Annotated in this window: 22 protein-coding genes; 3 read left to right on the top strand and 19 right to left on the bottom strand. The window is 72.4% G+C overall.

Annotated features, from left to right (window positions below):
* The 19 genes from VFV89_RS18935 to mraZ all read right to left on the bottom strand — a co-directional run.
* Nucleotides 1–332: hypothetical protein (locus VFV89_RS18935; protein ID WP_329707524.1), on the bottom strand; the 332-nt coding region annotated here is incomplete at its 3' end.
* A 166-nt stretch (nt 333–498) separates the two neighbouring features.
* Entirely contained in the window at nt 499–1,287 is a 789-nt protein-coding gene (locus VFV89_RS18940; RefSeq protein ID WP_329707525.1) for a DivIVA domain-containing protein, read from the bottom strand.
* Between the two features lie 156 nt (nt 1,288–1,443).
* Complete coding sequence (locus tag VFV89_RS18945; protein WP_329707526.1) at nt 1,444–1,731, bottom strand: YggT family protein; 288 nt, start codon at nt 1,729–1,731, stop codon at nt 1,444–1,446.
* Between the two features lie 78 nt (nt 1,732–1,809).
* A complete protein-coding gene (locus VFV89_RS18950; RefSeq protein WP_329707527.1) occupies nt 1,810–2,340 on the bottom strand; it encodes a cell division protein SepF in 531 nt (176 codons plus the stop codon).
* 82 nt (nt 2,341–2,422) lie between these two features.
* Nucleotides 2,423–3,121: a YggS family pyridoxal phosphate-dependent enzyme gene (locus VFV89_RS18955; protein WP_329707528.1), complete on the bottom strand. Its 699-nt coding sequence runs from the start codon at nt 3,119–3,121 to the stop codon at nt 2,423–2,425.
* Complete coding sequence (gene pgeF / locus VFV89_RS18960; protein ID WP_329707529.1) at nt 3,118–3,873, bottom strand: peptidoglycan editing factor PgeF; 756 nt, start codon at nt 3,871–3,873, stop codon at nt 3,118–3,120. The genes VFV89_RS18955 and pgeF overlap by 4 nt, the downstream gene beginning before the upstream one ends.
* Before the next feature lie 14 nt (nt 3,874–3,887).
* Entirely contained in the window at nt 3,888–5,081 is a 1,194-nt protein-coding gene (gene ftsZ / locus VFV89_RS18965) for a cell division protein FtsZ (RefSeq protein WP_329707530.1), read from the bottom strand.
* A gap of 152 nt (nt 5,082–5,233) precedes the next feature.
* Nucleotides 5,234–6,010 (bottom strand): cell division protein FtsQ/DivIB, encoded by a 777-nt coding sequence (locus VFV89_RS18970; RefSeq protein WP_329707531.1) that lies wholly within the window; start codon nt 6,008–6,010, stop codon nt 5,234–5,236.
* Nucleotides 6,003–7,370, bottom strand: a complete 1,368-nt coding sequence (gene murC, locus VFV89_RS18975) for a UDP-N-acetylmuramate--L-alanine ligase (RefSeq protein ID WP_329707532.1) — start codon at nt 7,368–7,370, stop codon at nt 6,003–6,005. The genes VFV89_RS18970 and murC overlap by 8 nt, the downstream gene beginning before the upstream one ends.
* Nucleotides 7,367–8,473 (bottom strand): undecaprenyldiphospho-muramoylpentapeptide beta-N-acetylglucosaminyltransferase, encoded by a 1,107-nt coding sequence (gene murG / locus VFV89_RS18980; protein WP_329707533.1) that lies wholly within the window; start codon nt 8,471–8,473, stop codon nt 7,367–7,369. Before murG ends, murC begins: the two co-directional genes overlap by 4 nt.
* Before the next feature lie 32 nt (nt 8,474–8,505).
* Nucleotides 8,506–9,810, bottom strand: coding sequence for a putative lipid II flippase FtsW (gene ftsW / locus VFV89_RS18985; protein WP_329707534.1), 1,305 nt, complete (start codon nt 9,808–9,810; stop codon nt 8,506–8,508).
* Nucleotides 9,811–9,844: 34 nt separating this feature from the next.
* A complete protein-coding gene (gene murD, locus VFV89_RS18990; RefSeq protein WP_329707535.1) occupies nt 9,845–11,344 on the bottom strand; it encodes a UDP-N-acetylmuramoyl-L-alanine--D-glutamate ligase in 1,500 nt (499 codons plus the stop codon).
* A gap of 226 nt (nt 11,345–11,570) precedes the next feature.
* Nucleotides 11,571–12,674 carry a phospho-N-acetylmuramoyl-pentapeptide-transferase gene (mraY, locus tag VFV89_RS18995; RefSeq protein ID WP_329707536.1) on the bottom strand — a complete coding sequence of 368 codons (1,104 nt, stop codon included), beginning with the start codon at nt 12,672–12,674 and terminating at the stop codon, nt 11,571–11,573.
* A 172-nt stretch (nt 12,675–12,846) separates the two neighbouring features.
* Nucleotides 12,847–14,322, bottom strand: a complete 1,476-nt coding sequence (locus VFV89_RS19000) for a UDP-N-acetylmuramoyl-L-alanyl-D-glutamate--2,6-diaminopimelate ligase (RefSeq protein ID WP_414690407.1) — start codon at nt 14,320–14,322, stop codon at nt 12,847–12,849.
* A gap of 52 nt (nt 14,323–14,374) precedes the next feature.
* The gene (locus VFV89_RS19005; RefSeq protein WP_329707538.1) at nt 14,375–16,108 is read right to left on the bottom strand and encodes a penicillin-binding protein 2; all 1,734 of its coding nucleotides are present in this window, start codon (nt 16,106–16,108) and stop codon (nt 14,375–14,377) included.
* A gap of 173 nt (nt 16,109–16,281) precedes the next feature.
* Nucleotides 16,282–16,836 (bottom strand): hypothetical protein, encoded by a 555-nt coding sequence (locus tag VFV89_RS19010; RefSeq protein ID WP_329707539.1) that lies wholly within the window; start codon nt 16,834–16,836, stop codon nt 16,282–16,284.
* Nucleotides 16,837–16,906: 70 nt separating this feature from the next.
* Nucleotides 16,907–17,872: a 16S rRNA (cytosine(1402)-N(4))-methyltransferase RsmH gene (gene rsmH / locus VFV89_RS19015; protein ID WP_329707540.1), complete on the bottom strand. Its 966-nt coding sequence runs from the start codon at nt 17,870–17,872 to the stop codon at nt 16,907–16,909.
* 12 nt (nt 17,873–17,884) lie between these two features.
* Nucleotides 17,885–18,037 carry a hypothetical protein gene (locus VFV89_RS19020; RefSeq protein WP_329707541.1) on the bottom strand — a complete coding sequence of 51 codons (153 nt, stop codon included), beginning with the start codon at nt 18,035–18,037 and terminating at the stop codon, nt 17,885–17,887.
* 256 nt (nt 18,038–18,293) lie between these two features.
* Nucleotides 18,294–18,725, bottom strand: coding sequence for a division/cell wall cluster transcriptional repressor MraZ (gene mraZ / locus VFV89_RS19025; RefSeq protein ID WP_329707542.1), 432 nt, complete (start codon nt 18,723–18,725; stop codon nt 18,294–18,296).
* 261 nt (nt 18,726–18,986) lie between these two features.
* On the opposite strand from mraZ, the gene VFV89_RS19030 reads away from it, so the two are divergent.
* From VFV89_RS19030 to VFV89_RS19040, 3 genes are read left to right on the top strand one after another with little or no spacing between them, the layout of a single operon-like run.
* Nucleotides 18,987–19,970, top strand: coding sequence for an AAA family ATPase (locus tag VFV89_RS19030; protein ID WP_414690406.1), 984 nt, complete (start codon nt 18,987–18,989; stop codon nt 19,968–19,970).
* Between the two features lie 16 nt (nt 19,971–19,986).
* The gene (locus VFV89_RS19035) at nt 19,987–21,303 is read left to right on the top strand and encodes a DUF58 domain-containing protein (RefSeq protein WP_329707543.1); all 1,317 of its coding nucleotides are present in this window, start codon (nt 19,987–19,989) and stop codon (nt 21,301–21,303) included.
* On the top strand, nt 21,303–23,714 hold the full coding sequence (locus tag VFV89_RS19040; protein WP_329707544.1) for a DUF3488 and transglutaminase-like domain-containing protein: 2,412 nt from the start codon (nt 21,303–21,305) through the stop codon (nt 23,712–23,714). The genes VFV89_RS19035 and VFV89_RS19040 overlap by 1 nt, the downstream gene beginning before the upstream one ends.
* Nucleotides 23,715–23,942 lie beyond the last annotated feature (228 nt).

Raw genomic sequence — 23,942 nt, forward strand, 5'->3', positions numbered from 1 at the left:
GCGGCCTTCTTGGCCGGCGCGGCCTTCTTGGCCGGCGCGGCCTTCTTCGCCGTTGCCGCCTTCTTGGCCGGCGCGGCCTTCTTGGCCGGCGCGGCCTTCTTCGCGGGCGCGGCCTTCTTCGCCGGCGCCGCCTTCTTCGCCGGAGCCGCCTTCTTCGCCGGAGCCGCCTTCTTGGCGGCCGTCGCCGTGGTCTTCTTCGTCGCCGCGGCCTTGGCCGTGGTGCGCGCGGCGCCGGACGCCCCGGAGGTGGTCTTGGCGGTACGGCGGCCGATCACCTTGCGGGCGGTGGCGACCGTCCGACCGGCGAGGGAACGGGAGCTGGTACGGGCCATCGAGCGGGGCCTTCCTGGTGGCCGGACCCGTGGCAGTGGCCACGGTGCTGGCGGGAACCGTATCGGCTGACCTGCGCCCACTCAAACAGGCGCGCTCAACCCGTGGTCCCAGCCCTCGGGCGCGCTGGCGCCGAGAACCCGCAGGTCAGGGGGCGTTGAGCCGCGCTCAGACCTCGTCGTCCCCGAGGATCGAGCGCAGCCGCTTGGGCGCCGGCGGCTGCTCGTCGGAGACCGCCGGTGCCTCGCCCGGACCCGAGAGCGCCTCGAGCTGCTGGGTGAAGTAGCTCTTGAGGCGGGAGCGGTACTCGCGCTCGAAGGCGCGGAGGGTCTCCACCTCGCTGTTGAGCTTGTCCCGCTCGCGCTCGAGCTCGCCGAACATCTGCTGGCGCCGCTCGGCGGTCTCGGAGTCGAGCATCTGGGCGCGGGTGCGCGCGTCGGACTCGAGCCGGTCGGCCTTGACCTTGGCCTCGGACTCGAGCCGCTCGGACTTGGTCCGGGCCTCGCCGATGATCTTGTCGGCCTCGTCCTTGGCCTGCTCGACCAGCTCGTCGGCGTTGCGGGTGGCGATCTCCAGCAGGCGGGCGGCGGCGTTGGAGGCCTCGGGGACGGTCTCGACCCGGATGGTCTGGGGAGCGGCCTCGGCGGCCACGGCCACCGGCTCGGGGGCCGGCGGCGGCGGAGCCGGCTCCGGCTCGGGCTCCGGCTCGGGCGTGTGCTCCTGGATCGCGGGCGTCTGGGCGGTGGGCGGGTTGTCCTGGAAGCTGGCGGCGCCGGTCTGTGCCGCGGCCAGCTTGGCACGCAGGTCGTCGTTCTCCTTGGTGAGCCGGGCCAGCTCGGCCTCGACCTCGTCGAGGAACTGGTCCACCTCACCCATGTCGTAGCCCTCGCGGAGCCGGACTGGCGTGAAGCGCTTGTTGCTCACGTCTTCAGGCGTCAGCGGCATGTTTCCACCCATTCGTCATGTCGAGGTTCTTCGAGTTCAGCGACATCCACTGTCTCCCGGCTGGCCAGGCCGGCCAAGTCTTCTTGCGGGAACTCTAGCGCCTGTTGTGGGGCAGTTGTGACAGGTGCTTCGGACTGGCAGGTCCCGTCACGGCTGGTCTCAGGGTCACTAGACGAACCCACCCACGATGTAGAGCAGTATGTAGGCGACGATCATCACGATGATGAAGGACAGGTCGATGGCGATCTGGCCCAGCCGCAACGGCGGGATCACCTTGCGCAGCGCCTTGATCGGCGGATCGGTCGTCGAGTAGACGAGCTCGAGCAGGACCAGCAGGATCCCGGTCGGCGTCCAGTTGCGCGCGAAGATCTGCACCCAGTCCACGACGAACCGGATCCACATGAGCGCGATGAAGACCCACAGCGCGATGTGGATGACCGACAGGACGACGTGCACGCGACGATCATGCCGGGTCGGTGGGCGGCCGCCCGCATCGGCACGCGGAGTCGGATCGCCCGTGCACCGCCGCGGGAGTCAGCTCTGGTTGAAGAAGCCGCCGTCGGCGATGCGGGCCTTGTCCTCGGCTGCGACCGAGACGTTCGGCGGGGAGAGCAGGAAGACCTTGCTGGTGACCCGCTCGATCGAGCCGCGGGTGGCGAAGATCAGGCCGGCGGCGAAGTCGACGAGCCGCTTGGCGTCGTTGTCGTCCATCTCGGTGAGGTTCATGATCACCGGCGTGCCGTCGCGGTAGTTCTCACCGACGGTGCGGGCCTCGTTGTAGGTGCGCGGGTGCAGCGTGGTGATCCGGGACAGCTCGGCCACTCGAGGCGCGGCGATGGTCGCCGTGCCACCGCGGCGCCGGTCGTCGAGGTGGGCGACGGTCGCGGCCTGGCGGGCCTCGCGCTGCTCGCGGCGCGACGGCTTGGCGGCCGCGACAGGGGTGGTCTCCTCGGAGTAGTGACCGTCGTACGCGTCGTCGTCGTAGCCGTCGTAGTCGTCGTCGTAACGGCCGGTGTCCTCGAGCAGGCCGAGGTACTCGCCGATCCTGCGCATCGCGCCGCTCATGGTCGCAAGGCCTTCCGGGTCCGGCGGCCCCGTCGCAGGGCCGCGCTTTCCTGACTGTGTCGAACTGGAACTACTTGGGACACTAGTGGTTGGCGGGTCTCGATCCGAGGACCGCGGAGCCGACACGCACGTGTGTCGCGCCGGCCCGGATCGCCGCCTCCAGGTCCCCGCTCATGCCCGCTGAGAGCCACGTGGCGCCCGGGTGGTGGGCGAGGAACCCGGTGCGTACGGCGGCCAGCCGGGCGAACGCCGCCGCAGGGTCCTCCCCGACCGGTGCGACGGCCATCAGCCCCCGCAGCTTGAGCATGCCGGCCTCGTCGACTGCGGCGGCGAGGTCGGCCAGCGCCTCGGGATCCGCGCCCGACCGGCCCACCGCGCCCGGCGGGTCCAGAGAGACCTGGAGCAGGACGTCGACCTCGCGGTCGTGCTCGTGGGCACCTCGTGAGAGGGGGCCGACCAGCTTGCGCCGGTCGACCGACTCGACCACCGAGGCGTAGGCCGTCACCGCGGCGGCCTTGTTGCTCTGGAGCCCGCCGATGAAGTGCCACGTGAGGCCGAGGTCGCGGCACTCCGTCGCCTTGGCCTGCGCCTCCTGGTGGCGGTTCTCGCCGACGTCGGTCACGCCCAGGTCGGCGAGCAGCCGGACGTCGGAGGGCGGGAAGAACTTGGTGACCACGACCAGCCGCACCTCGGCCGGGTCGCGCTGCACGTCGGCGCAGGCGCCGGCGATGCGCTCGCGCACCCGGGCCAGGCCGGCCGCGACCTCCTTGCGGCGGCTCATGCCGCCCCGAGCCGGACCACACCGGCCAGCCGGCCGGCACGATCGCCGTCGCGTCGGTAGGAGTAGAGGTCGGGAGACTCGCGGGTGCACCGGCTCTCGTCGTGGACGACGACATCGAGCTGTTCGAGCTGGGCCCTGATCCCGGCGCCGAGGTCTACCGCCGGGGTGCCCCAGGCGGTCTCGCCGTAGGACGCCGGGACGTCGGCGGCGACCTCGTCGCGCATCTCGTCGGGCACCTCGTAGCACCGGCCGCACACGTGCGGGCCGAGCCACGCCTCGACAGCGCCCGCGCCCAGGTCACGCATCCGGCCCACCGTGGCCGGGACGACTCCCTTGGTCATCCCGGGCCGGCCCGCGTGCGCGGCGCCGACGATCCCCTCGCCGGGCGCCACCAGCAGCACCGGGACGCAGTCCGCGGCCCGGACCAGGAGTGTCAGGCCGGGCTCCGTGGCCACGATGCCGTCGGCGTGCGGCCGCTCGGGCCACTGCTGCGCCGCCTGCACCACGTCGGCGCCGTGCACCTGGTAGAGGTCGCAGACCACGTCACCGGGGGCGAAGTCGTCCATCAGCCGCCGGAGGTTCTCGGCCTTGGCCGCCGGCGTGTCACCGCCGGCGACCGCGAGGTTGAGCTCGTCGAAAGGCGCCGCACTGACCCCGCCGTACCTGTCGGTGAAGGCCACGTCGGCGGTGCCCCGAGATGTGCCCCGAGATGTGCCCAGGGACGTGGCCAGCCGGGTGCGGAAGGAGTACACGCTCCTACTGTTGACTACTTGAGGAAGTCGGGCACGTCCAGGTCGTCGTCCTCGAACTGCATCGGCTTCGGCGCCGGGCGCGACGCGGTCGAGGACCCGGTGGAAGTGGGGGCCGGCGTCGCGGGGACGGTGACCTTGTCCTTCTCCTTCGCCTTCTCCTCCTGCCGCTGGGCCGCGGCCGCGGCCGCGGCCGCCCGGGTCTCGGCCTGCGACTGCTGCGGGGTGGGGCGACGCAGGGTGTTGCCCTCGTGGGCGCGCTTGGGCATGCCTCCGTCGAAGCCCGCCGCGATCACCGTCACCCGGACCTCGTCGCCGAGCGCGTCGTCGATGGTGGCGCCGAAGATGATGTTGGCCTCGGGGTGCACGGCCTCGGCGACCAGCGCGGCGGCCTCGTTGATCTCGAACAGGCCGAGGTCGGAGCCGCCGGCGATCGAGAGCAGCACGCCGTGGGCGCCGTCGATCGACGCCTCGAGCAGCGGGCTGGACACGGCCATCTCCGCCGCGGCCACCGAGCGGTCCTCGCCGCGGGCCGAGCCGATGCCCATCAGCGCCGAGCCGGCGTTGGCCATCACCGACTTGACGTCGGCGAAGTCGAGGTTGATCAGCCCGGGGGTCGTGATGAGGTCGGTGATGCCGCTGACGCCCTGCAGGAGGACCTGGTCGGCCTGCTTGAACGCGTCGAGGACCGAGACGTTGCGGTCGGAGATCGAGAGCAGCCGGTCGTTGGGGATCACGATCAGGGTGTCGACCTCCTCGCGGAGGTTGGCGATGCCCTCCTCGGCGGAGTTGGCCCGGCGCCGCCCCTCGAACGCGAACGGGCGGGTCACCACGCCGATGGTCAGCGCGCCGAGCGACCGCGCGATGCGCGCGACGACCGGCGCGCCGCCGGTGCCGGTGCCGCCGCCCTCGCCGGCGGTCACGAACACCATGTCGGCGCCCTTGAGGACCTCCTCGATCTCGTCGGCGTGGTCCTCGGCGGCCTTCTGGCCGACGTCGGGGTTGGCGCCGGCGCCGAGGCCGCGGGTGAGCTCGCGGCCGATGTCGAGCTTGACGTCGGCGTCGCTCATCAGGAGGGCCTGGGCGTCGGTGTTGATGGCGATGAACTCCACACCCTTGAGCCCGACCTCGATCATCCGGTTGACGGCGTTGACGCCGCCCCCGCCGATTCCGACGACCTTGATGATCGCCAGGTAGTTCTGTGCTGCCACGGCTTCGCCCTCTCTGGCTGGTCTGCAGTCCGGTGTGTCCTCAACTGTCACCCTCAGGCTGAGGGTTATAGTTATGTCAACCTGTCCGTGCCGATGACAGTAGGGACCGCGGTGCCCGCAGTTGTGGCGACACGCGGGGCGACGGTGGAGGTTCAGGGAGCGGTGGTCGGCTTCGACGGCACCGAGACGTCGTAGGTCTGCGCCTTGACGGTGGCCAGCAGCTGCGCGGCGACCTCGGCCTTGGTGTCGGACTGGTCCGCGCTCCCCCAGATGACGACTCGGCCGTCCTTGAGCACCAGCGAGATCTGGTCGACGGTCCTCACCTCGACGTGCTCGACCTGGAGGCTCAGGTCCTGCGGCAGCGCGGAGATCACGTCGGCCGCCTCCTTGAGCGCCGCCGACGTGGTGCCGATCGAGGTCTCGACGCGCGGCAGCCCCGGCGGTGCCTGCTTGTAGGAGCGGAAGACGACGCCGTCCTCGTCCATGCCCCGCAGCTGGTCGCCGATCTCGACCACCGCGATCGGGACCCGCTCCTGGATGGAGATCAGGACGCCGTGCGGCCACTGCCGGGTCACCGACACCGTCTTGACCACGGCCAGAGAGCCGATGCGGTGCTCGGCCGCGGCCAGGTCGACGCGGATCAGCGGCTCGCCGTCGTCGATGCCGGAGCGGGCCCGGATGTCGCCGGCGGTGACGGTCTGGGCGCCACTGACCTCGACGTCCTCCACGGCCAGCCAGCTGGAGTAGTAGACGGCGTAGACGCCGAAGCCGACGAGGGCGAGCACCACGGCGACGACGAGGACGTAGCGCCACGCCAGCCATCGGCGCCGCCACTGACGGCGCGCGAACCGGCGCCGGCTGCGCCGGGTGGCCCGGTCGACGACCTCGGTCTCTGCCGAGCCGGCGGCGGTGCGGCGCAGGCTACGCATCGGCGCCATCCAGAAGCTCCAGCACCCGGGGCCCGACGTCGGTGATGCTGCCCGCTCCGAGCGTCAGCACGAGGTCGCCCGGGTGCGCCCGGGCGACGAGCGCGGCAGGGACGTCGTCGAGCTCGGGCACGAAGGCGACGCGCTCGGCCGGCAGGGGTACGCCGTCCGCGACCTCCGCGCCGGTCACGTCGGGGTCGGCGTCCTCGCGGGCCAGGTAGACACCGGTGACGACGACCTCGTCGGCGGCTCCCAGCGCCGCACCCATCGCCGGGCCGAACGCGCGGGTGCGCGAGACCAGGTGCGGCTGGAACGCCACGACGAGGCGGCCCTCCCCCGCCAGGGCGCGCGCGGCGGCCAGGTCGCCGTCGATCTCGGTCGGGTGGTGGGCATAGCTGTCGTAGACCCGGATGCCACCGGCCTCGCCCTTGCGCTCCATGCGCCGCCGGGTGCCGGAGAAGGAGCCGATCCCGCGCAGCAGGTCCGCGTCGGGGTAGCCCAGCGCCCTGCCGGCGGCCAGGGCCATGAGCGCGTCCGCCAGGTAGTGGTCGCCGGGCGACCAGAGCTCGGTGCCCGCGAGCGCGTCCGGCCCGACGTCGGCGGCGCCGTCCCGGGTGGAGACGGTCACCACGCGCAGCCCCGCCTTCGCCTGGCGCTCGGCGAGCGCCTCGGCGCCGGGGTCGTCCACGCAGCAGACCAGGAAACCCTCGGTGTCGATCGTCAGTGCGAAGTCGTCGAAGGCCTGCGCGTAGGCCTCCTCGGTGCCCCAGTGGTCGAGGTGGTCGGCCTCCACGTTGGTCACGACGGCGGCGTACGGCGCGTAGTGGAGGAAGGCGCCGTCGCTCTCGTCGGCCTCCGCCACGAACAGCTCGCCGGTGCCCTCGGCCGCGTTGCTGCCGGTCGCGGCCAGGTCGGCACCGATGGCGTACGTCGGCTCCGCCCCGGCCGCGTCGAGGGCGGCGGTGAGCAGCGCGGTGGTCGTGGTCTTGCCGTGGGTGCCGGCCACGGCCACCACCCGCCGGCCGGCCATCACCGAGGCGAGCGCGGCCGACCGGGGCAGCACCCGCAGGTCGCGGGCGAGCGCGGCGGTGTACTCGGGGTTGTCCTCGCGCACCGCGGTCGAAACGACCACGGTGTCCGCGTCGCCGAGGTGGTCGGCGGCGTGCCCGACGTGCACGCGCGCCCCCAGCGACCGCAGCGCGTCGAGGGTGGGTGACTCGACGCCGTCGCTGCCGCTGACCCGGATGCCGCGGGCGAGCATGATCCGCGCGATCGCGGAGAGCCCGGCGCCGCCGATACCGACGAAGTGCACGTGCCCGAGACGGTGCGCCGGCAGGAGCTCGTCCGGCACGGCCAGCTTCATCGCACCGTCTCCAGCACGATCCGGGCGAGCTTCTCATCGGCGTCACGCGGGATCCGGGCCGACGCGGCGGCCCCCATCGCGGCCAGCCGGTCCGCGTCGGTGACCAGCCGCGGCACGTGCTCGGTCACCCAGGCCGAGGTGAACTCCGCGTCGGAGACCATGAGGGCTCCGCCCGCGTCGACGACCGGCTTGGCGTTGAGCGGCTGCTCGCCGTTGCCGATCGGGAGCGGCACGAAGACTGCCGGCACGCCGACCGCCGCCGCCTCGGTCACGCTGGAGGCCCCGGCCCGGCAGACCATGAGGTCCGCGGTCGCGAGGGCGTAGTCCATGCGGTCCACGAAGCCCACCTGCACATAGGGAGGCAGTTCTCCTGAGGTGCGAGCTTGCGAGCCTCGAAGGGCGTCCTCCTGGGGCACCACGTCGTTGTTGGGCCCCACCACGTGCAGCACCTGCACCCCGGCCTCGCCCAGTGCGCGGGCGGCTCCCGCCACCGCGGTGTTGATGCTCCGGGCACCCTGCGAGCCACCGGTCACGACCAGCGTCGGCAGCTCCGGGTCGAGGCCGAAGAAGGCCCGCGCCTCGGGCCGCAGCGCCGCCCGGTCGAGGCGGGAGATCATCGTGCGGATCGGCAGCCCGACGTACTCCGCGTGCGGGAGCGGCGTGTCCGGGAAGCTGACCGCGACCCGGCGGGCGATCCGCGCGCCGACCTTGTTGGCCAGGCCGGGCCGCGAGTTCTGCTCGTGCACCACGACGGGTACCCCGGCCCGGCGGGCGGCGAGGTAGGCCGGCACCGAGACATAGCCGCCGTAGCCCACCAGCGCGTCGGGACGCACCCGGTCGAGGACGGCCCGCGCCTCCTTCACCGCACCGCGCAGCCGGCCGGGGACCCTGAGGAGCTCCATCGAGGGCTTTCGTGGCAGCGGGACGGGCGGGATCAGCTCCAGCGGGTAGCCGGCCTCGGGGACGACCCGGTTCTCCAGCCCCCTGGGCGTGCCCAGGCAGGTGATCTCCACCGCGGGCTCGAGCCGGCGCAGGGCGTCGGCGGTGGCCAGCAGCGGGGAGGTGTGGCCGGCGGTGCCGCCGCCGGCGAGCAGGATGCGCATCGCTGGAAAGAGTAGAGAGTGGGAGCGGCCGATCAGCGCGCCGACAGTCCGGCCGAGCGCAGCTTGCGACGCTGGGCCAGGGCCCGGGCCGCCTCCGGCTCGCGGCGGGCGAAGCCCACGAGCAGGCCGAGCGCGACCAGCGAGGGGAGCAGCGAGGAGCCGCCGTAGGAGATCAGCGGCAGCGGGATGCCGATCACCGGGAGCAGGGCCAGCACCATGCCCACGTTGATCATCATCTGCCCGACCAGCCAGACCACGATGCCGAACGACGTGTAGCGGACGAACGGGTCGGCGGTGTGCCGGGCGATCCGCAGCGCGGCGAAGGCGATGGTGAGGAAGAGCAGCACGACGAGCAGGGTGCCGGCCAGCCCGAGCTCCTCACCGAGCACCGCGAAGATGAAGTCGGTGTGCGCCTCGGGCAGGTCGCCCCACTTCTGCTGGCTGGCGCCGATGCCCTGTCCGAACAGGCCGCCGGTCGAGAGCGCGTAGAGCCCGTGCGCCGGCTGCCAGCCGCGGCCGGCGAAGTCGTTGAACGGGTCGAGGAAGTTGGTGATCCGGCCCAGCCGCTCGGCGTTGGTCGCGACGAGGGCCAGGAGCACCACCGCCACGAACGAGAACATGATCGTGAAGAAGCGCCGCGGGGCGCCGACCACCCACAGCTCGCCGAACAGCAGCGCGACCAGGACCAGCGCGGTGCCGAGGTCGTTGCCGAACACGACCAGGCCGGTGGCCAGGACCATCCCCGGCACCACCGGGACGATGATCTCGTGGGTGCTGTCGAGGCGGCGCTCCTTGTTGGCGTAGATGTGCGCCGCCCAGATCACCATCGCGAGCTTGGCGATCTCCGACGGCTGGATCTGGATCGGGCCCACCGCCAGCCAGTTCTGGTTGCCGTTGATCCGCACGCCGAGGAACGCCGTGAGCAGGAGCAGGACCAGCGAGACCGAGAAGCCGGGATAGGCCAGCCGCCGGATCAGGCGGTGCGGGAGCCTGCTGGCCAGCCAGCCCAGGGGCAGGCCGATCAGCACCCAGACCAGCTGCTTGCGGACCACGGCGTAGGAGTCGCCGTCGTAGTGCTCGTAGGAATAGACGCTGCTGGCGCTCAGCACCATGATCAGGCCGATCGTGAGCAGCAGTGCCGAGGCGCCCAGGAGCAGGTAGTAGGACGTCAGCGGACGGTCCAGCGCGGCGCGCAGCGACGCGAACCAGCTGCGCGGGCGGACCGGGGACTCGGTCGCCACCACGTGTGCCAGCCGGCGGCGCAGCCGGAGCCGCGAGGGCAGTGCGGGCAGCTCGAACCGACGGATCCGGGTGCGCTCGGGGTGAACGGTGGTCACCGGTGGCCCACCCCTTCCGCTCGGTCCTGGCCGCTCACTCCCGGCCGGTCAGCTCCTGCACCGCCCCGGCGAACGCGTCGCCTCGGGCCCTGTAGTCGGTGAACAGGTCCTGCGAGGCGCACCCGGGGGCGAGGAGCACCGTGTCGCCCGGCCGAGCGAGCTCGGCGGCGGCGGCCACGGCGCGTCTCATCGGGGTTGCCTCATCAGACGCATGGTCACCTTCTGCCCCAGCAGTCTCACCTGTCCCGATCTCGATGACCCGTACATCCGGTGCGTGTCGCGCAAGAGCCCGCGCGATCACGTCGCGGTCCCGGCCGATCAGGACGACGCCGCGGAGCCGGCCGGCCACGGTCCGGACCAGCTCGTCGAACGAGGCGCCCTTGGCCAGTCCCCCGGCGACCCAGACCACCGGGTCGTAGGCGACCAGCGAGGCCAGCGCGGCGTGCGGGTTGGTGGCCTTGGAGTCGTCGACCCACGCCACACCGTCGTGCACGGCGACCAGCGCGATCCGATGGCCGTCGGGGCGGAAGCCGCGCAGCCCGTCTCGCACCGCGGCCTGTCCGACGCCGTGCGCGCGAGCCAGCGCGGCGGCGGCCAGGGCGTTCTGGACGGTGTGCGGCGCCGGGCCGCTGGCACCCGGCGGGGTGAGGTCGGCCAGCGTGCAGAGCTCGGCGGCGCTGGTCTCGCGCTCCTCGATGAAGGCCCGGTCGGCCAGGATGTCGTCGACCACGCCGACCATCCCCACCGCGGGCATGCCGAGCGTGAAGCCGATCGCCCGGGCGCCCTCGACCACGTCGGCCGCGCGGACCAGCTCCTCGGTGACCGGGTCGGCCACGTTGTAGACGCAGGCGCGCTGGACCCGCTCGTAGATCCGGCCCTTGTCCGCGGCGTAGGCCGCCATGGACTCATACCAGTCGAGGTGGTCCTCGGCGAGGTTGAGCACCACGGCCGCCTCGCAGCTCATCGAGTCGGTGTAGTGCAGCTGGAAGCTGGACAGCTCGACCGCCAGGACGTCGTACGGCTCCGGGTCCATCACCGCCTCGACGAGGGGCAGCCCGACGTTGCCGGCGGCGACGCTGCGCAGCCCCGCCGCGCGCAGGATCGCCTCGAGCATCTGCACTGTCGTCGTCTTGCCGTTGGTGCCGGTCACCGCGAGCCAGGGCGTGGCGTGGTCTGGGTCGCGCAGCCGCCAGGCGAGCTCGACCTCGCCCCAGATCGGTACGCCGCGGGCGCGCGCCTGCGCCAGCAGCGGGGCGTCCGGCCGCCAGCCGGGCGAGGTCACCAGCAGGTCGACGTCGTCAGGGAGGACCGCGGTCGCGCCCTCACCCAGCCGGATCGAGGCGCCGAGCACCTCGAGCAGCTCCGCCTTGGAGGCGCGACCGTCGGGGGCCTCGGCGCGCTCGTCCAGGGCGGTGACCGTGGCGCCGAGGTGGAGCAGGTTGTCGGCCACGGCGAAGCCGGAGACCCCGAAGCCGGCTACCACCGCGCGTACGCCGTCCCAGGAGTCGTGCCGGCCCAGGGCGAGGGGATTCATGCTTCTTCGGCTCTTCTGACGGATCCGTGGGTTGGCGGCCGCGCGCGTAGCAGGCCCGCACCCGCCTGTGCCGAGGATCTCCGGCACCAGGTGTCGATCTCCCTCCGCAAAGCCACCGACCGGTCGTGGTGGTGCCCGCGCCATGCAACGGCGCGATCCGGCACCCACGGATCGGTCACCAGGTCCTCTCTTCCGGGCGCCTCCGCCTCGCGGTTTCGTGGGGTGATCATCCGATGCCCGAGACCCACTCGGCGTAGAAGACGCCGAGCCCGGCGGCGACGCAGATGCCGCAGATGATCCAGAACCGGATCGTCACCGTGACCTGCTCCCAGCCGAGCATCTCGAAGTGGTGGTGGATCGGCGCGATCCGGAAGACTCTTCGTCCGGTCCCGGTCAGCTTCTTGCTGACCTTGAACGTGGTGACCTGCAGCATCACCGAGACGGTCTCGAGGACGAACAGGCCGCCGAGGATGACCAGCAGGAGCTCGGTGCGGGTGAGGACGGCCAGCCCCGCCACCGCGCCGCCCAGCGCGAGCGAGCCGGTGTCGCCCATGAAGATCGCGGCGGGCGAGGCGTTCCACCACAGGAAGCCGAAGCACGCACCGGTGAGCGCGGCGGCCAGCACTGCGAGGTCCAGCGGGTCGCGCACGGTGTAGCAGAGGCTCACGTTGTCGGGGTCGAGGGTGTCGGAGGCGCAGGACTGGTTGTTCTGCCAGATGTTGACCAGCATGTAGGCGCCGAAGACCATCATCGAGGCGCCGGCGGCGAGCCCGTCGAGGCCGTCGGTGAGGTTCACCCCGTTGCTCGTCGCGGTCACGATGAGCCAGATCACCGCCATCACCACGACGGTGGGCAGGGTGAAGCTCTCCCAGTCGCGGATGAACGAGAGGTGCTTCGAGGCGGGCGTCAGGCCGTTCTCGTCCTCGAGCCAGGGCGCCAGCGCCAGGCCTCCGAAGACCAGCGCGACCAGGGTCTGCCCGATCATCTTCGCCTTGCTCCGCAGCCCGAGGCTGCGCTGTCGCGCGACCTTGATGTAGTCGTCGAGGAACCCGACCGCGCCCAGCCCGACGAAGAGGAAGAGCAGGAGCAGCGCCGAGCCGGTCGGCGCGCTCATCGTGATCAGCTTGGCCAGGAAGTAGCCGCACAGCGTGGCCAGGATGATGACCACGCCCCCCATCGTCGGTGTGCCGAGCTTGGTGTGATGGCTGGTCGGGCCGTCGTCGCGGATCTGCTGCCCGAAGCCGAGCCTGCGGAACTGGTTGATCGCCACGCGCGTCCCGAGGAGGGACACGAGGAGCGCGAAGGCGCCGCTGAGCAGGATGCCTCTCATTTTTCGCGGTCCCCGCCGAAACGCGAGCGACCGGCGCGCAGCGCCGCCCACTCCTCGCGATCTCGTGGGGTGATCATTCGCTCCCTTTCAGTGACGGCCCCGACCGCTGGCCCATGATTCCGTACGCCGGCCCGGAGTCCGACGCGGCCCGCCGTGGACCGGTTGCCCCCGTCTATCTCTGGTGGACCGCGCCCAGCAGCTCGCGCACCACGTCGCGGTCGTCGAAGGGGTGCACCACCCCGTCGACCTCCTGACCGGTCTCGTGACCCTTCCCCGCCACCACCACGATGTCGCCGGGTCGGGCCAGCTCCAGCGCGGTGGCGATGGCCGCCCGGCGATCGCCCTCCTCGATGACCCGGGCAGTACCCGTCCGGGTCCCCTCGAGAACCGCGGCCCGGATCGCGGCCGGGTCCTCGGTCCGCGGGTTGTCGTCGGTCACCACGACGACGTCGCCGAGCCGCGCGGCCAGCGCCCCCATCAGCGGCCGCTTGCCCGGGTCGCGGTCGCCGCCGGCCCCGAGCACCACGATCAGGCGGCCCTCGGTGAGCGGGCGCAGGCTCCGGAGCGCGGCCTCGACGGCATCGGGCTTGTGCGCGTAGTCGACGACCACCGTGAACGGCTGGCCGGCCTCGATCCGCTCGAGCCGTCCCGGCACGCCGTCCCCGGCCGCGATCGCCTGGGCGACGGCGGCGGCGTCCAGCCCGGCCTCCCCGCAGGCCGCCACGGCGGCCAGGGCGTTGGAGACGTTGAAGGAGCCCGGGAGCGGAACGCCACCCCAGGCGTCCACGCCGGGGCCGTGCACCCGGAACGTCGTGCCCTGCGGCCCCGCGCTGAGGTCGGCAACCGTCCAGTCGGCGTCGTGATCCTGCGCGGAGAACGTGCGCACCGGCAGTCGGGTCTCGCCGGCAAGCCGCCGGCCGTGCTCGTCGTCGACGCAGACCAGGGCCAGCCGCGCCCGCTCGGGGGTGAACAGCGACGCCTTGGCCCGGTAGTAGTCCTCCTCGTCGGCGTGGAAGTCGAGATGGTCGCGGCCCAGGTTGAGGAAGACGGCCACGTCGAAGACCACGCCGTCCACCCGGCCCATCACCAGCGCGTGGCTGCTCACCTCCATGGCGCAGGCGGTGACCTCGCGCTCGCGCATCACCGCGAACAGCGCGTGCAGGTCGGGGGCCTCCGGTGTCGTGAGCGTGGTCTTGACCTCCTCGCCCGCGATCCGGGTGCCGACCGTGCCGATCACCCCGGCCCGGACCCCGGCCCGCTCGAGTCCGCCCTCGGCCAGGCGGGTGGTGGTGGTCTTGCCCTGGGTGCCGGTCACGCCGATGGTCCGCAGCGCCGAGGCCGGGTCGCCGTAGACGCGCGCAGCCAGCCGGCCGAGCAACCGGCGCGGCTCGGCCACGACGAGCCGCGGGACCTCCGCCGGGGCGTCCGCGGCCCCGGCCGGGTCGGTCAGGAGCGCGACGGCACCCGCGGCCAGGGCGTCCTCGGCGAAGGCCATCCCGTGGGCGCGGGAGCCGGGCAGCGCGGCGTACAGGTCTCCCGGATGGCTCCGCTGCGAGCTGAGCGTGAGCCCGGTGACGACCGTGGTCTGGTCGCCGGAGCGGGTGACGTCGTACGACGCGGCCCGGAGCCAGTCCGCGAGCTCGCCCAGCGGCGTCGCGGGCGGCCTCTCGGGCCGCGTGGGGACACTCACACCGCTCGGTCTACCACTCGACCGGGAGACGGGTCTGCACCTTGTTGATGGGCGCGACGCCGTACCGCTGCAGCGCGTAGCCCATCAGCTTCGAGAAGACCGGCCCGGCCGTCGCGCCACCACCGGCGCCGGCGACCTTCGGAGCCTGGATGACGACGTAGACGGTGAACCTGGGATTCTGCGCCGGGGCGAAACCGGCGAAGGAGACGGTGTTGGTGCCGTCGTAGCAGCTGTGCTCGGACGCGCCGGTGCCGCAGGTGCCGACGCGCTGGGCGGTGCCGGTCTTGCCGGCGACCACGTAGCCCGGCACCTGGGCGAGCGGTGCGACCCCGTCCTCGGGGTCGACGGTCCGCTCCATCATCAGCGTCATCTGACGCGCCGCCTCCTTGGAGACCACGCGGCGCTCGGTGGAGACGTCGGTGCCGATCTCCATGCCGTCGTCGCGCCTGGCCTCGCCCTGGATCAGCGTGGGGTCGACCCGGACGCCGTGGTTGGCGATCGTGTTGACCGCGGCGGCCATCTGCATGGCGTTGACCGACAGCGACTGGCCGAAGTCGATGCGGTCCTCGATCTGGTCGTTCCAGACGCTCGGGTCGGGCAGGTTGCCTCGCGACTCGGCCCCGAGGCCGACGTTGGTGGGCTGGCCGAGGCCGAACCTGGTGAGGTAGGAGCGCAGCTGGCCCGGTGCGAACCGGTCCGCGGCCAGCACGGTGCCGACGTTGGACGACTTGGCGAGGACGCCGGCCAGCGTCAGCTTGATCAGGCCGTGCTCCCAGTGGTCGTGGATGACGCGGTCTTCGCGGTGCAGCTCGCCCGGGACCAGCAGCTTGGTGCGCGCGTTGACCTGGCCGGCGTCGATCAGGGCGGAGAGGGTGAGCACCTTCTCGACCGACCCGGGCTCGTAGGACAGGTTGAGGGAGCGGGCCCGACGGTCGCGGACCGGGGACGCGCCCGGGTTGTCGGCGTCGAACGTCGGGTCGTCGGCCAGCGCGAGCACCTCACCGGTGCGGCTGTCCATGACGATCGCGACGCCGGAGAGGGCCCGCGCCTGCTCGACCGCCTGGCGGAGCACGCGCTGGGTGTACCACTGCAGGTCGCGGTCGATCGTGGTGTGCAGGTCCTGCCCGTCGACCGCCGGGATCTCGGTGCTGTTGCCCAGCGGGATCCGGTTGCCGGCGCCGACCTCGTAGCGCTCCTTGCCGTCCTTGCCGGAGAGCGCCTTGTTGAAGATCTCCTCCAGGCCGCCGTAGGGCTTGTCGGTGCCCATGAAGCCGACCAGGTTGGCGGCCACGTCGTGGCCCGGGTAGGTGCGGACGGCGTCGCGCCGGGTCGAGAGCCCCTTGAAGCCGCGGTCCTCGGCCTCCTGGAGCACGTCGTTCGCCAGCGTCGACGGGACGTGGCGGGCGAGGTACTCGAACCGGCTGTCCTTGGCGCGCAGCCGCTTGAGGACGGTGAAGTAGTCGACGTCGAGCCGCTGGGCCAGGAAGCGCGCGATCTCGGCGGCCTTGTCCTCGGTCTGCTTCGGGTCGCCGACCACCATCAGGCCGTCGATCGACGCCGCCAGCGGCTGGCCGTTGCGGTCGAGGATGTCGCCCCGCTCGGCGGGCAGCACCACCTCGACGGTGCCCTCGGCGGCGGCCATCTCGGCGTACTGCTCGGGGTCGAGCCCCTGGAGCTGCACCAGCCGGGCCCCGAACAGCGAGAGCACCATCGCGATCAGCACGAAGCCGACCCGCAGCCGCACCTGCGGCGAACCTCGCCGGCTCGGCGGCCGGGTCGCCGGGTGGCGGGAGCGGGTGCGGGGCACGGTGTCTCTCTCGCGGTCGCTGTGGTCTCTGGACTGTGGTTGATGGGGTTGGTGTGACTGGTGTTGAAGGTGGGGCCGCCCATCCTGCCGGGTCCGCGGCCCGGTTCGGGTCAGCCGCGACCCGTGTCGCGGTGGCCGTGTCCGCCGTGTCCGCCGTGTCGACCGTGTCCCGACCCGGGCGCGGCCGGGACCTCGACGACGACCGGCTTGGGGTCGAGCACCGCCGGCTTCTTCGGCGGCTTCGGCTGCAGCGCCGGGGTGTTGGCCGCCGTGGCCGGCGCGCAGTCGGTCTGGGTCGCGCCGGTGGCCAGCCGGACCGTGCACGCGCTCTCCCCCACGACCATCCCGAGCGCCTGGGCCTTGGCCGCCAGGTGCTGGGGGTCGTTGAGCGTCTGCAGCTCGCTGTGCAGGGTCTGCTGGCGGGCGGCGAGGTTGTTCGCCTCGGCCTCCAGCGACGTGGCGGCGAACGACACCTGCTGCATCTGGGTGTTGAAGCAGAGCAGCCCGACCACACCGCCGAGCAGGACCAGGCTGACCAGGGTCACGAACGGCATCCGGGCCGCGCGGACCCGCCGGCGGGGCACGACGGCGAGCCGGGCGCGGGCGACCGCGTCCTCGGCGAGCCTGGGGACCCGCTCGCGGAGCTGGAGGGCTGGGCTGCTCATGCTTCTCGGGCCCCGCCGGAAGCGTGGCCACTCCGCGCGGAGCGCCCCTGGACACGGTTTCGGTGGGTAGTCATGCGGCTGCTCCTCTTGTGTCCTTGATCCGTTCGATCGCGCGCAGCCGGACCGAGGCGGCGCGCGGGTTGGTGGCGATCTCGTCGGCGCTCGCCCGCTCGGCACCGCGGGTCACGAGCCGGAAGGCCGGCTGCAGCTCCTCGGGCACCACCGGCAGGTCCGGTGGCGCCTCGGAGCGCGTCACCGCGGTGAACGCCTGCTTGACCAGCCGGTCCTCGAGGGAGTGGTAGGACTCGACCACCACGCGGCCGCCGACCCGGATCGCGTCGATGGCCGCGGGGATCGCCCGGCGCAGCACGGCGAGCTCGTCGTTGACCTCCATCCGGAGCGCCTGGAAGGTCCGCTTGGCCGGGTGGCCGCCAGTGCGCCGGGCGGGCGCCGGGATCTCGGCGTACAGCAGCTCGACCAGGCGCGCGGAGGTCGTGAACGGCGCGTGCTCACGCTGGCGCACGATCGCGGCGGCGATCCGGCCGGCGTAGCGCTCCTCGCCGTACTCACGGAGCACGCGGGTGAGCTCCTTGGCCGAGTAGGTGTTGAGGACGTCGGCGGCGGTCGGCCCGGTGCTGCCGTCCATGCGCATGTCGAGCGGCGCGTCCTCGGAGTAGGCGAAGCCGCGCTCGCGGACGTCGAGCTGCATCGACGAGACGCCGAGGTCGAACAGGACGGCGTCGACCGCGTCGAGGCCCTGCTCGTGGAGCAGGTCGGGCAGCTCGTCGTAGACCGCGTGCACGCCGGTGAAGCGGTCGCCGAAGCCGGCCAGCCGCTGCCGGGCCAGCTCGAGGGCGTCGGGATCGCGGTCGATGCCGACCACCCGGGTGAGTGCGCAGCGGGTGAGCACGGCCTCGGTGTGGCCGCCCAGGCCGAGCGTGGCGTCGACCATGACCGAGCCCTCGTCCTGGAGGGAGGGCGCCAGCAGCGCCACGACCCGGTCGAGGAGGACGGGGACGTGTGACGGACTGTCCATGACTGCTTCTCGTCAGCCCTGTTGCCCGAGGCGACTGAGGACCAGCAGCGCGCTGGCGAGGGCCATCGAGGTGAACGCCGAGAAGGCCATCAGCGTGGCGGCCTCGCGGGCCTGCTCGCGCACCCGGCGGGGCGCCGGAGGTGTCTCGGTGGCTGCGGGGTTCATCGATCGACCCTTCGATGACTCGGTGCTGCTCGGGTGCTGCTCGGGGAAGAGGTGGAGCGGAGTGGAGGGATCGCAGGGCCAGGTCTCAGGCCCGTCCTCGACGCCTGGGACCGGGGAAGGTGTTCCAGGTGTCTCTTGCCGGAGGTGGGAAGTCGCTTGGCACCGGGGAAGGTGTGCCAAGAAGACGCTCGGGCTGCGGGAGCGGGCCGAGACCTCGCCCTGCGATCCCCTCTTGAGTTGTGGTGGTTGGTGGAGCTCAGTCCTGCCTGGGGCGGTCCTCGTCGAGCTCGGCGAACGTCTCCTGGGCGGCGGCGTTGTAGTCGCGCCAGCGCGAGGGCTCCCAGATCTCCACCCGGTCCATCGCGCCGATCACGACGACGTCGCGGCTGATCGCGGCGTACTCGCGCAGCGGCGGCGGGATCGCGATCCGGCCCTGCTTGTCCGGCACGACCTCCTCGGCGCTCGAGAAGAGCATGCGGACCTGGTCACGCCCGCTGCGCGAGGTCATCCCCTTGGCGCGGGCGCGCTCGGCCTCCTCCATGAACACATCGGATGGGAAGACGTCGAGGCACTTCTCCTGCCCCTGTGTCACCACGAGCCCCTCCGAGAGCCGGTCCCTGAACTTGGCCGGGAGGATCAGCCGCCCCTTGTCGTCGAGCTTGGGGGTGTAGGTGCCCATGAAGAACATCGGGCGCCTCCACGGCTAGTTCGACTTCTGGGAGACCATCTCCTCCACTTTCCACCACATTACCCCACTTCCCCCCACCGTCAACCACAAATCGCCACTCGGCTCCCTTTTCTCCCCAGGTCTGGACGGCCACCGGTCACTGAACCGATGCTGAACCGTGACCGTGGAAGAGGAGAGGGCCGGCCGCTCGACCGCGTAAGTTGCCGGGACGCCCTACGGTGGTGAAGCGCGGATGATGAGCAGGGAGCGGAAGGAACGCACGTGGAGACGCCGACTGTGGGAGCCTCAGCTGGGGGCGCCGACCTCGAGACACTGGCCAAGGTCACCGGCCGGGTCCGCGCCAACATCGAGAAGGTCATCGAGGGCAAGGCCGACGTCGTCTCGTCAACCCTCGTGGTGCTGCTCGCCGAGGGTCACCTGCTGATCGAGGACGTGCCCGGCGTCGGCAAGACGATGCTGAGCAAGGCGCTGGCCCGCAGCATCGACTGCTCCGTGCGCCGCATCCAGTTCACGCCCGACCTGCTGCCCTCCGACGTGACCGGTGTTTCGGTGTTCAACCAGAACAGCCGCGAGTTCGAGTTCCGGCCCGGAGGCGTCTTCGCCAACATCGTGGTCGGCGACGAGATCAACCGGGCCTCGCCCAAGACGCAGTCCGCCCTCCTCGAGTGCATGGAGGAGCGACAGGTCACCGTCGACAACACGACCTACCACCTCGAGGCGCCGTTCATGGTCATCGCGACCCAGAACCCGATCGAGATGGAGGGCACCTACGCGCTCCCGGAGGCGCAGCGCGACCGGTTCATGGCCCGCGTGTCGGTCGGCTACCCCGTCGAGGCGGCCGAGATCGCCATGCTCGACTCGCGCGCGCAGTCCAACCCGCTCGACGACCTCGAGGCGGTCACCGACGCGGCCGAGATCCGCAAGCTGATCGGCATCGTGGGGCAGGTCTACGTCTCCCAGGCGGTGCAGCGCTACGCCGTCGCGCTCACGGCGGCGACCAGGCGCACCGACGAGCTCTCCCTCGGCGCCTCGCCGCGCGCCACCCTGCACCTCGTGCGGGCGTCCAAGGCGATGGCCGCGATGCAGGGTCGCGACTACGTCCTCCCCGACGACGTGCACGGGCTGGCCCGGCCGGTGCTGGCGCACCGGTTGCTGCCCAGCGTCGAGGCCTCCATGAGCGGCCGCTCCACCTCCGCGATCCTCGACGAGATCGTGGCCAGCGTGCCGGTGCCGGCAAGCTCCTAGGGAAGGGACGCCGCCGATGCGCGAGGCACTCTCCGGGCTCACGGTCCGCGGCCGCGCGTTCGTGGCCGCCGGGGTGACCGCGATCGTCTGCGCGATCGTGCTCGGCCAGCCGTCGCTGAGCAGGGTAGGCGTGCTGGTCCTGGCGCTGCCGTTGGTGAGCGCGTTCTTCATCGGCCGCAGCCGCTACCGCCTGGCCCTGGTCCGCACGGTCAACCCGCAGCTGGTCACCGCGGGGCAGCCGGCCTCGGTCAACCTCGCGCTCACCAACGAGGGCCGCACCCCGAGCGGGGTCCTGCTGCTCGAGGACCACCTGCCCTACGTGCTGGGCACTCGGCCGCGGTTCGTGCTCGAGGGCATCGGCCACGGCTGGCACCGCGAGGTGACCTACCAGATCCGCTCCGACGTGCGCGGCCGCTTCGAGATCGGCCCGGTGACGGTGCGGGTCAAGGACCCGTTCGGCCTGGTCGAGCTGGGCCGCGCCTTCCGTACCACGGTCCCCCTCACCGTGACCCCGCGGACGGTGCCGCTCACCCACATCCCGCTCGGCGGCGCCTGGACCGGCTCCGGCGACAACCGGCCCCGCGCCTTCGCGATGGGCAGCGCGGAGGACGTGACCGTGCGCGAGTACCGCCGCGGCGACGACCTGCGCCGGGTCCACTGGCGCAGCTCGGCGAGGGTCGGCGAGCTGATGGTGCGCCGCGAGGAGCAGCCCTGGGAGTCCCGGGCGACGCTCTTCCTCGACAACCGGGTCGTCGCCCACCGCGGCCAGGGCATCGCCTCCTCGCTCGAGGCGGCGGTCTCGGCGGCCGCCTCGATCGCGGTGCACCTGAGCAAGCGCGGCTTCACGGTCCGGCTGGTCACGGCTGCGGGCGAGGACAGTGCCAACGACTGGCACAGCCGGGACGCCGACCTCAACACCGGGCCGCTGCTCGAGGCGCTCGCCGTCGTGCAGCCGCTTCCCCGGCCCAGCCTCGACACCGGCTGGCTCACCGAGGCCGGCGGTGACGGGCTCCTGGTGGCCGTGCTCGGCCACGTCGACCAGCGCGACGTACCGATCCTGCGCCGGATGCACGCGCACAGCGGCTCGGCGCTCGCCGTCGTGGTCGACGTCGACGCCTGGCTCTCGCCGCAGGCCGGTGGCCGCGACGCGTCCATGATGCTGACCCAGCAGGGCTGGCGCTCGGTCTCGCTCGGCCCGGCCGACCGGCTCGGGGCGGTCTGGGACGAGCTCGGCCGGCGGCACACCCAGAGCTCTCGGTCCCGCGGGGTAGTCCCCGCCGCGCCGGTGTCCGTCCCGACGGGCGCCGTGCCCGAGGGCGAGGGGGTGGCCTGATGGTCGGCGGCACCCGATCCCACCCGGTGGCACTGGCCGGACTCTCCGCCGTCGCGGCGGGCACCACGCTGGTCTCCCTGCTGACCTGGCAGATCTTCACCGAGGACTTCGGCCAGACCCTCGGTCCGCTGTTCGTCATCGCGGTCGCGATCGCGGGCACCGGCGCGGTCGGTCGCTGGTGGAGGGTCCCGCGGGGGCTCCTGGTGCTGTCCCAGGTCGTCATCGCGGCCATGCTCGTGTCCGTCTTCGTCTGCGGCTCGCCGATCCCGATCGGGGACTCCTGGGACAAGCTGCAGACGGCGTTCCAGGATGCTGCGCAGAGCGCCAACCGCTTCGCTCCCCCGGTGCCGGCCGAGGAACCCCCGGTGCACCCGCTGCTGATCGCCGGTGGCGCGGCCTGCCTGCTGCTGGTCGACCTGTGCGCGTGCACCCTGCGCCGGGTGCCACTCGCCGGCCTGCCGCTGCTGACCATCTACAGCGTGCCGGTGAGCATGACCGGCGACGGCCCCCACTGGCTGCTCTACACGATCACTGCCATCGGCTTCCTCGCCATGCTCTTCCTCTCCGAGTCCGAGCAGGTCGCCCGCTGGGGACCGATCCTCGCCGAGGACCACGGCCACTCCGACCCCAAGCCGATCTCGGTGCCGTCGTGGCCGCGCACCGGAGCTCGCGCCATCGGGGGCGTCGCCACCGCGCTGTCCATCGTGGTGCCGTTGCTCCTGCCGACGTTCAGCGTCCACCTGTTCAACTTCGGTCCGGGCTCCGGTGGCGACGACGACATCAACATCCACAACCCGATGGTCGACCTGAAGCGCGATCTGGTCCGCGGCGCCGACATCCCGCTGGTGACGATCCACACCGACGACCCCGACCCGTCCTACCTCCGGATCGCGGTGCTCAACCGGTTCAGCGACAACGAGTGGAGCTCCGGTGACCGCGAGGTCCCCAGCAGCCAGGCGGCCGACGGCTCGATGCCCGGCCTGGTGGGTGTGTCGGCCCAGCTGCCGAGGCACCAGTTCGACTACACGCTCGACGCCACCCGTGACTTCCGGTCGACCTGGCTGCCGACCACGTCGATGGTCACCGAGGTCGATGCGCCCGGCGACTGGCGCTACGACACCACGACGATGGACTTCCTCGCCAGCAGCGACAACCTCGACACCTCGCAGCTGCACTGGTCGCTCACCGGCGTCAAGCTCGAGTACGACATCAACCGGCTGGCCGACGCGCCACCCGCCGGCCCCCTGGTCAACCGCGAGTTCACCCGGCTCCCACCGGGGCTGGACCCGATGGTGCGCGACCTGACCACCGAGATCACCGCCGGCGCGACCAGCCGGTTCGAGAAGGCCGTCGCGCTCCAGGACTGGTTCCGCGACCCGGCCAAGGGCGGCTTCACCTACAGCACCGACGTCAGCCTCAGCAACGGGAGCGATGACCTGGTCCGGTTCCTGACCCAGAGCGACGGCGGCCGCACCGGCTACTGCGAGCAGTTCGCCGCCGCGATGGCGGTCATGGCCCGCGAGCTCGGGATCCCGGCGCGCGTCGCGGTCGGCTTCCTCGAGCCCGACAAGGTTGCGAACGACACCTGGGTCTACAGCTCGCACGACCTGCACGCCTGGCCCGAGCTGTTCTTCTCCGGCTCCGGCTGGGTGCGCTTCGAGCCGACGCCGGCCGGCGGCGCCGAGGGCATCGCGACCGACGCACCGAACTACACCACCCTGCCGGTCAACATCGGCAATGAGACCGCGGCTCCCTCCGCGACCAACTCCGAGGCCGACCCCGGACTGGCCCGCGACTCCAACGAGGCGCAACCCACCGGCGACGAGAACGCGAAGAACAACCAGTCCTCCGACCAGGGCTCCTTCCCCTGGGCCTGGCTGGCCGGCGGCATCGTCCTGGTGCTGCTCGTGGCCGCCGTCGCCTTCGGCCCGCGGACGGTGCGCCGGCGCCGCCGCGACCAGCGCGGGCTGCTCGGCCCCGAGGAGGCCTGGCAGGAGCTCCGCGACACCGCTATCGACCTGCGGCTGCCATGGCCCAACCAGAGATCCCCCTGGCAGACCCGAGAGGCACTGGTCCAGCACTTCGGCGCACCGCGCGACGAGTTCACGCCCGACCGCCCGCGCCGCGGCCCGGACACCAACCCCGACGCCGTGTTCGCACTGGACCGGATCGTGCACTCGCTCGAACGGCTCCGCTACGCCCGGCCCACCGGCCAGGAGGCCGGCACCTGGCGCGCGGAGATGCAGACCTGCGTGGAGGCGCTGTACGGCGGCGCCCCCAAGCGGGCCCGCCGCACCGCCGACTGGTGGCCACGCTCGGTCTTCAGCCGCCAGGTCGACGTACGCCGCCCCTTCGACGACACCCCCCTCGAGCCGGCCATGTCCGGCCGAGTCGTCGACCACGTCGGTTGAGGTCGGGTCTGGGTCTTCGTTCGTGGCACCGTCAGCGGGCCGGGGGATGGGGAGGCCCGGCGGGCGGGATCCACCCCTCCGCTCGTCCCTCGCTCCGGGGGGCCAGTCCCAACCACCGCCCGCCGGGCCTCCCCGTCCCCCGTCCCGCACACACTGCCCTCGCTCCGTCTACACGGGGTGGGAGGGCGGCGGCGCGCGTCAGCGCGACGCGCAGCCCCGGCCCGCCGG

Source organism: Nocardioides sp. (genome assembly GCF_036274455.1).
Classification (GTDB): domain Bacteria; phylum Actinomycetota; class Actinomycetes; order Propionibacteriales; family Nocardioidaceae; genus Nocardioides.

Coding starts and splice junctions, on each gene's coding strand:
- murC (WP_329707532.1), bottom strand. CDS start 7,370: ATGAAGCTGGCCGTGCCGGACGAGCTCCTGCCGGCGCACCGTCTCGGG.
- VFV89_RS18970 (WP_329707531.1), bottom strand. CDS start 6,010: ATGCGTAGCCTGCGCCGCACCGCCGCCGGCTCGGCAGAGACCGAGGTC.
- VFV89_RS18940 (WP_329707525.1), bottom strand. CDS start 1,287: ATGGGTGGAAACATGCCGCTGACGCCTGAAGACGTGAGCAACAAGCGC.
- murD (WP_329707535.1), bottom strand. CDS start 11,344: ATGAATCCCCTCGCCCTGGGCCGGCACGACTCCTGGGACGGCGTACGC.
- rsmH (WP_329707540.1), bottom strand. CDS start 17,872: ATGGACAGTCCGTCACACGTCCCCGTCCTCCTCGACCGGGTCGTGGCG.
- VFV89_RS19010 (WP_329707539.1), bottom strand. CDS start 16,836: ATGAGCAGCCCAGCCCTCCAGCTCCGCGAGCGGGTCCCCAGGCTCGCC.
- VFV89_RS19040 (WP_329707544.1), top strand. CDS start 21,303: ATGGTCGGCGGCACCCGATCCCACCCGGTGGCACTGGCCGGACTCTCC.
- mraZ (WP_329707542.1), bottom strand. CDS start 18,725: ATGTTCTTCATGGGCACCTACACCCCCAAGCTCGACGACAAGGGGCGG.
- murG (WP_329707533.1), bottom strand. CDS start 8,473: ATGCGCATCCTGCTCGCCGGCGGCGGCACCGCCGGCCACACCTCCCCG.
- VFV89_RS19035 (WP_329707543.1), top strand. CDS start 19,987: ATGCGCGAGGCACTCTCCGGGCTCACGGTCCGCGGCCGCGCGTTCGTG.
- VFV89_RS18950 (WP_329707527.1), bottom strand. CDS start 2,340: ATGAGCGGCGCGATGCGCAGGATCGGCGAGTACCTCGGCCTGCTCGAG.
- VFV89_RS19020 (WP_329707541.1), bottom strand. CDS start 18,037: ATGAACCCCGCAGCCACCGAGACACCTCCGGCGCCCCGCCGGGTGCGC.
- mraY (WP_329707536.1), bottom strand. CDS start 12,674: ATGAGAGGCATCCTGCTCAGCGGCGCCTTCGCGCTCCTCGTGTCCCTC.
- VFV89_RS18955 (WP_329707528.1), bottom strand. CDS start 3,121: ATGAGCCGCCGCAAGGAGGTCGCGGCCGGCCTGGCCCGGGTGCGCGAG.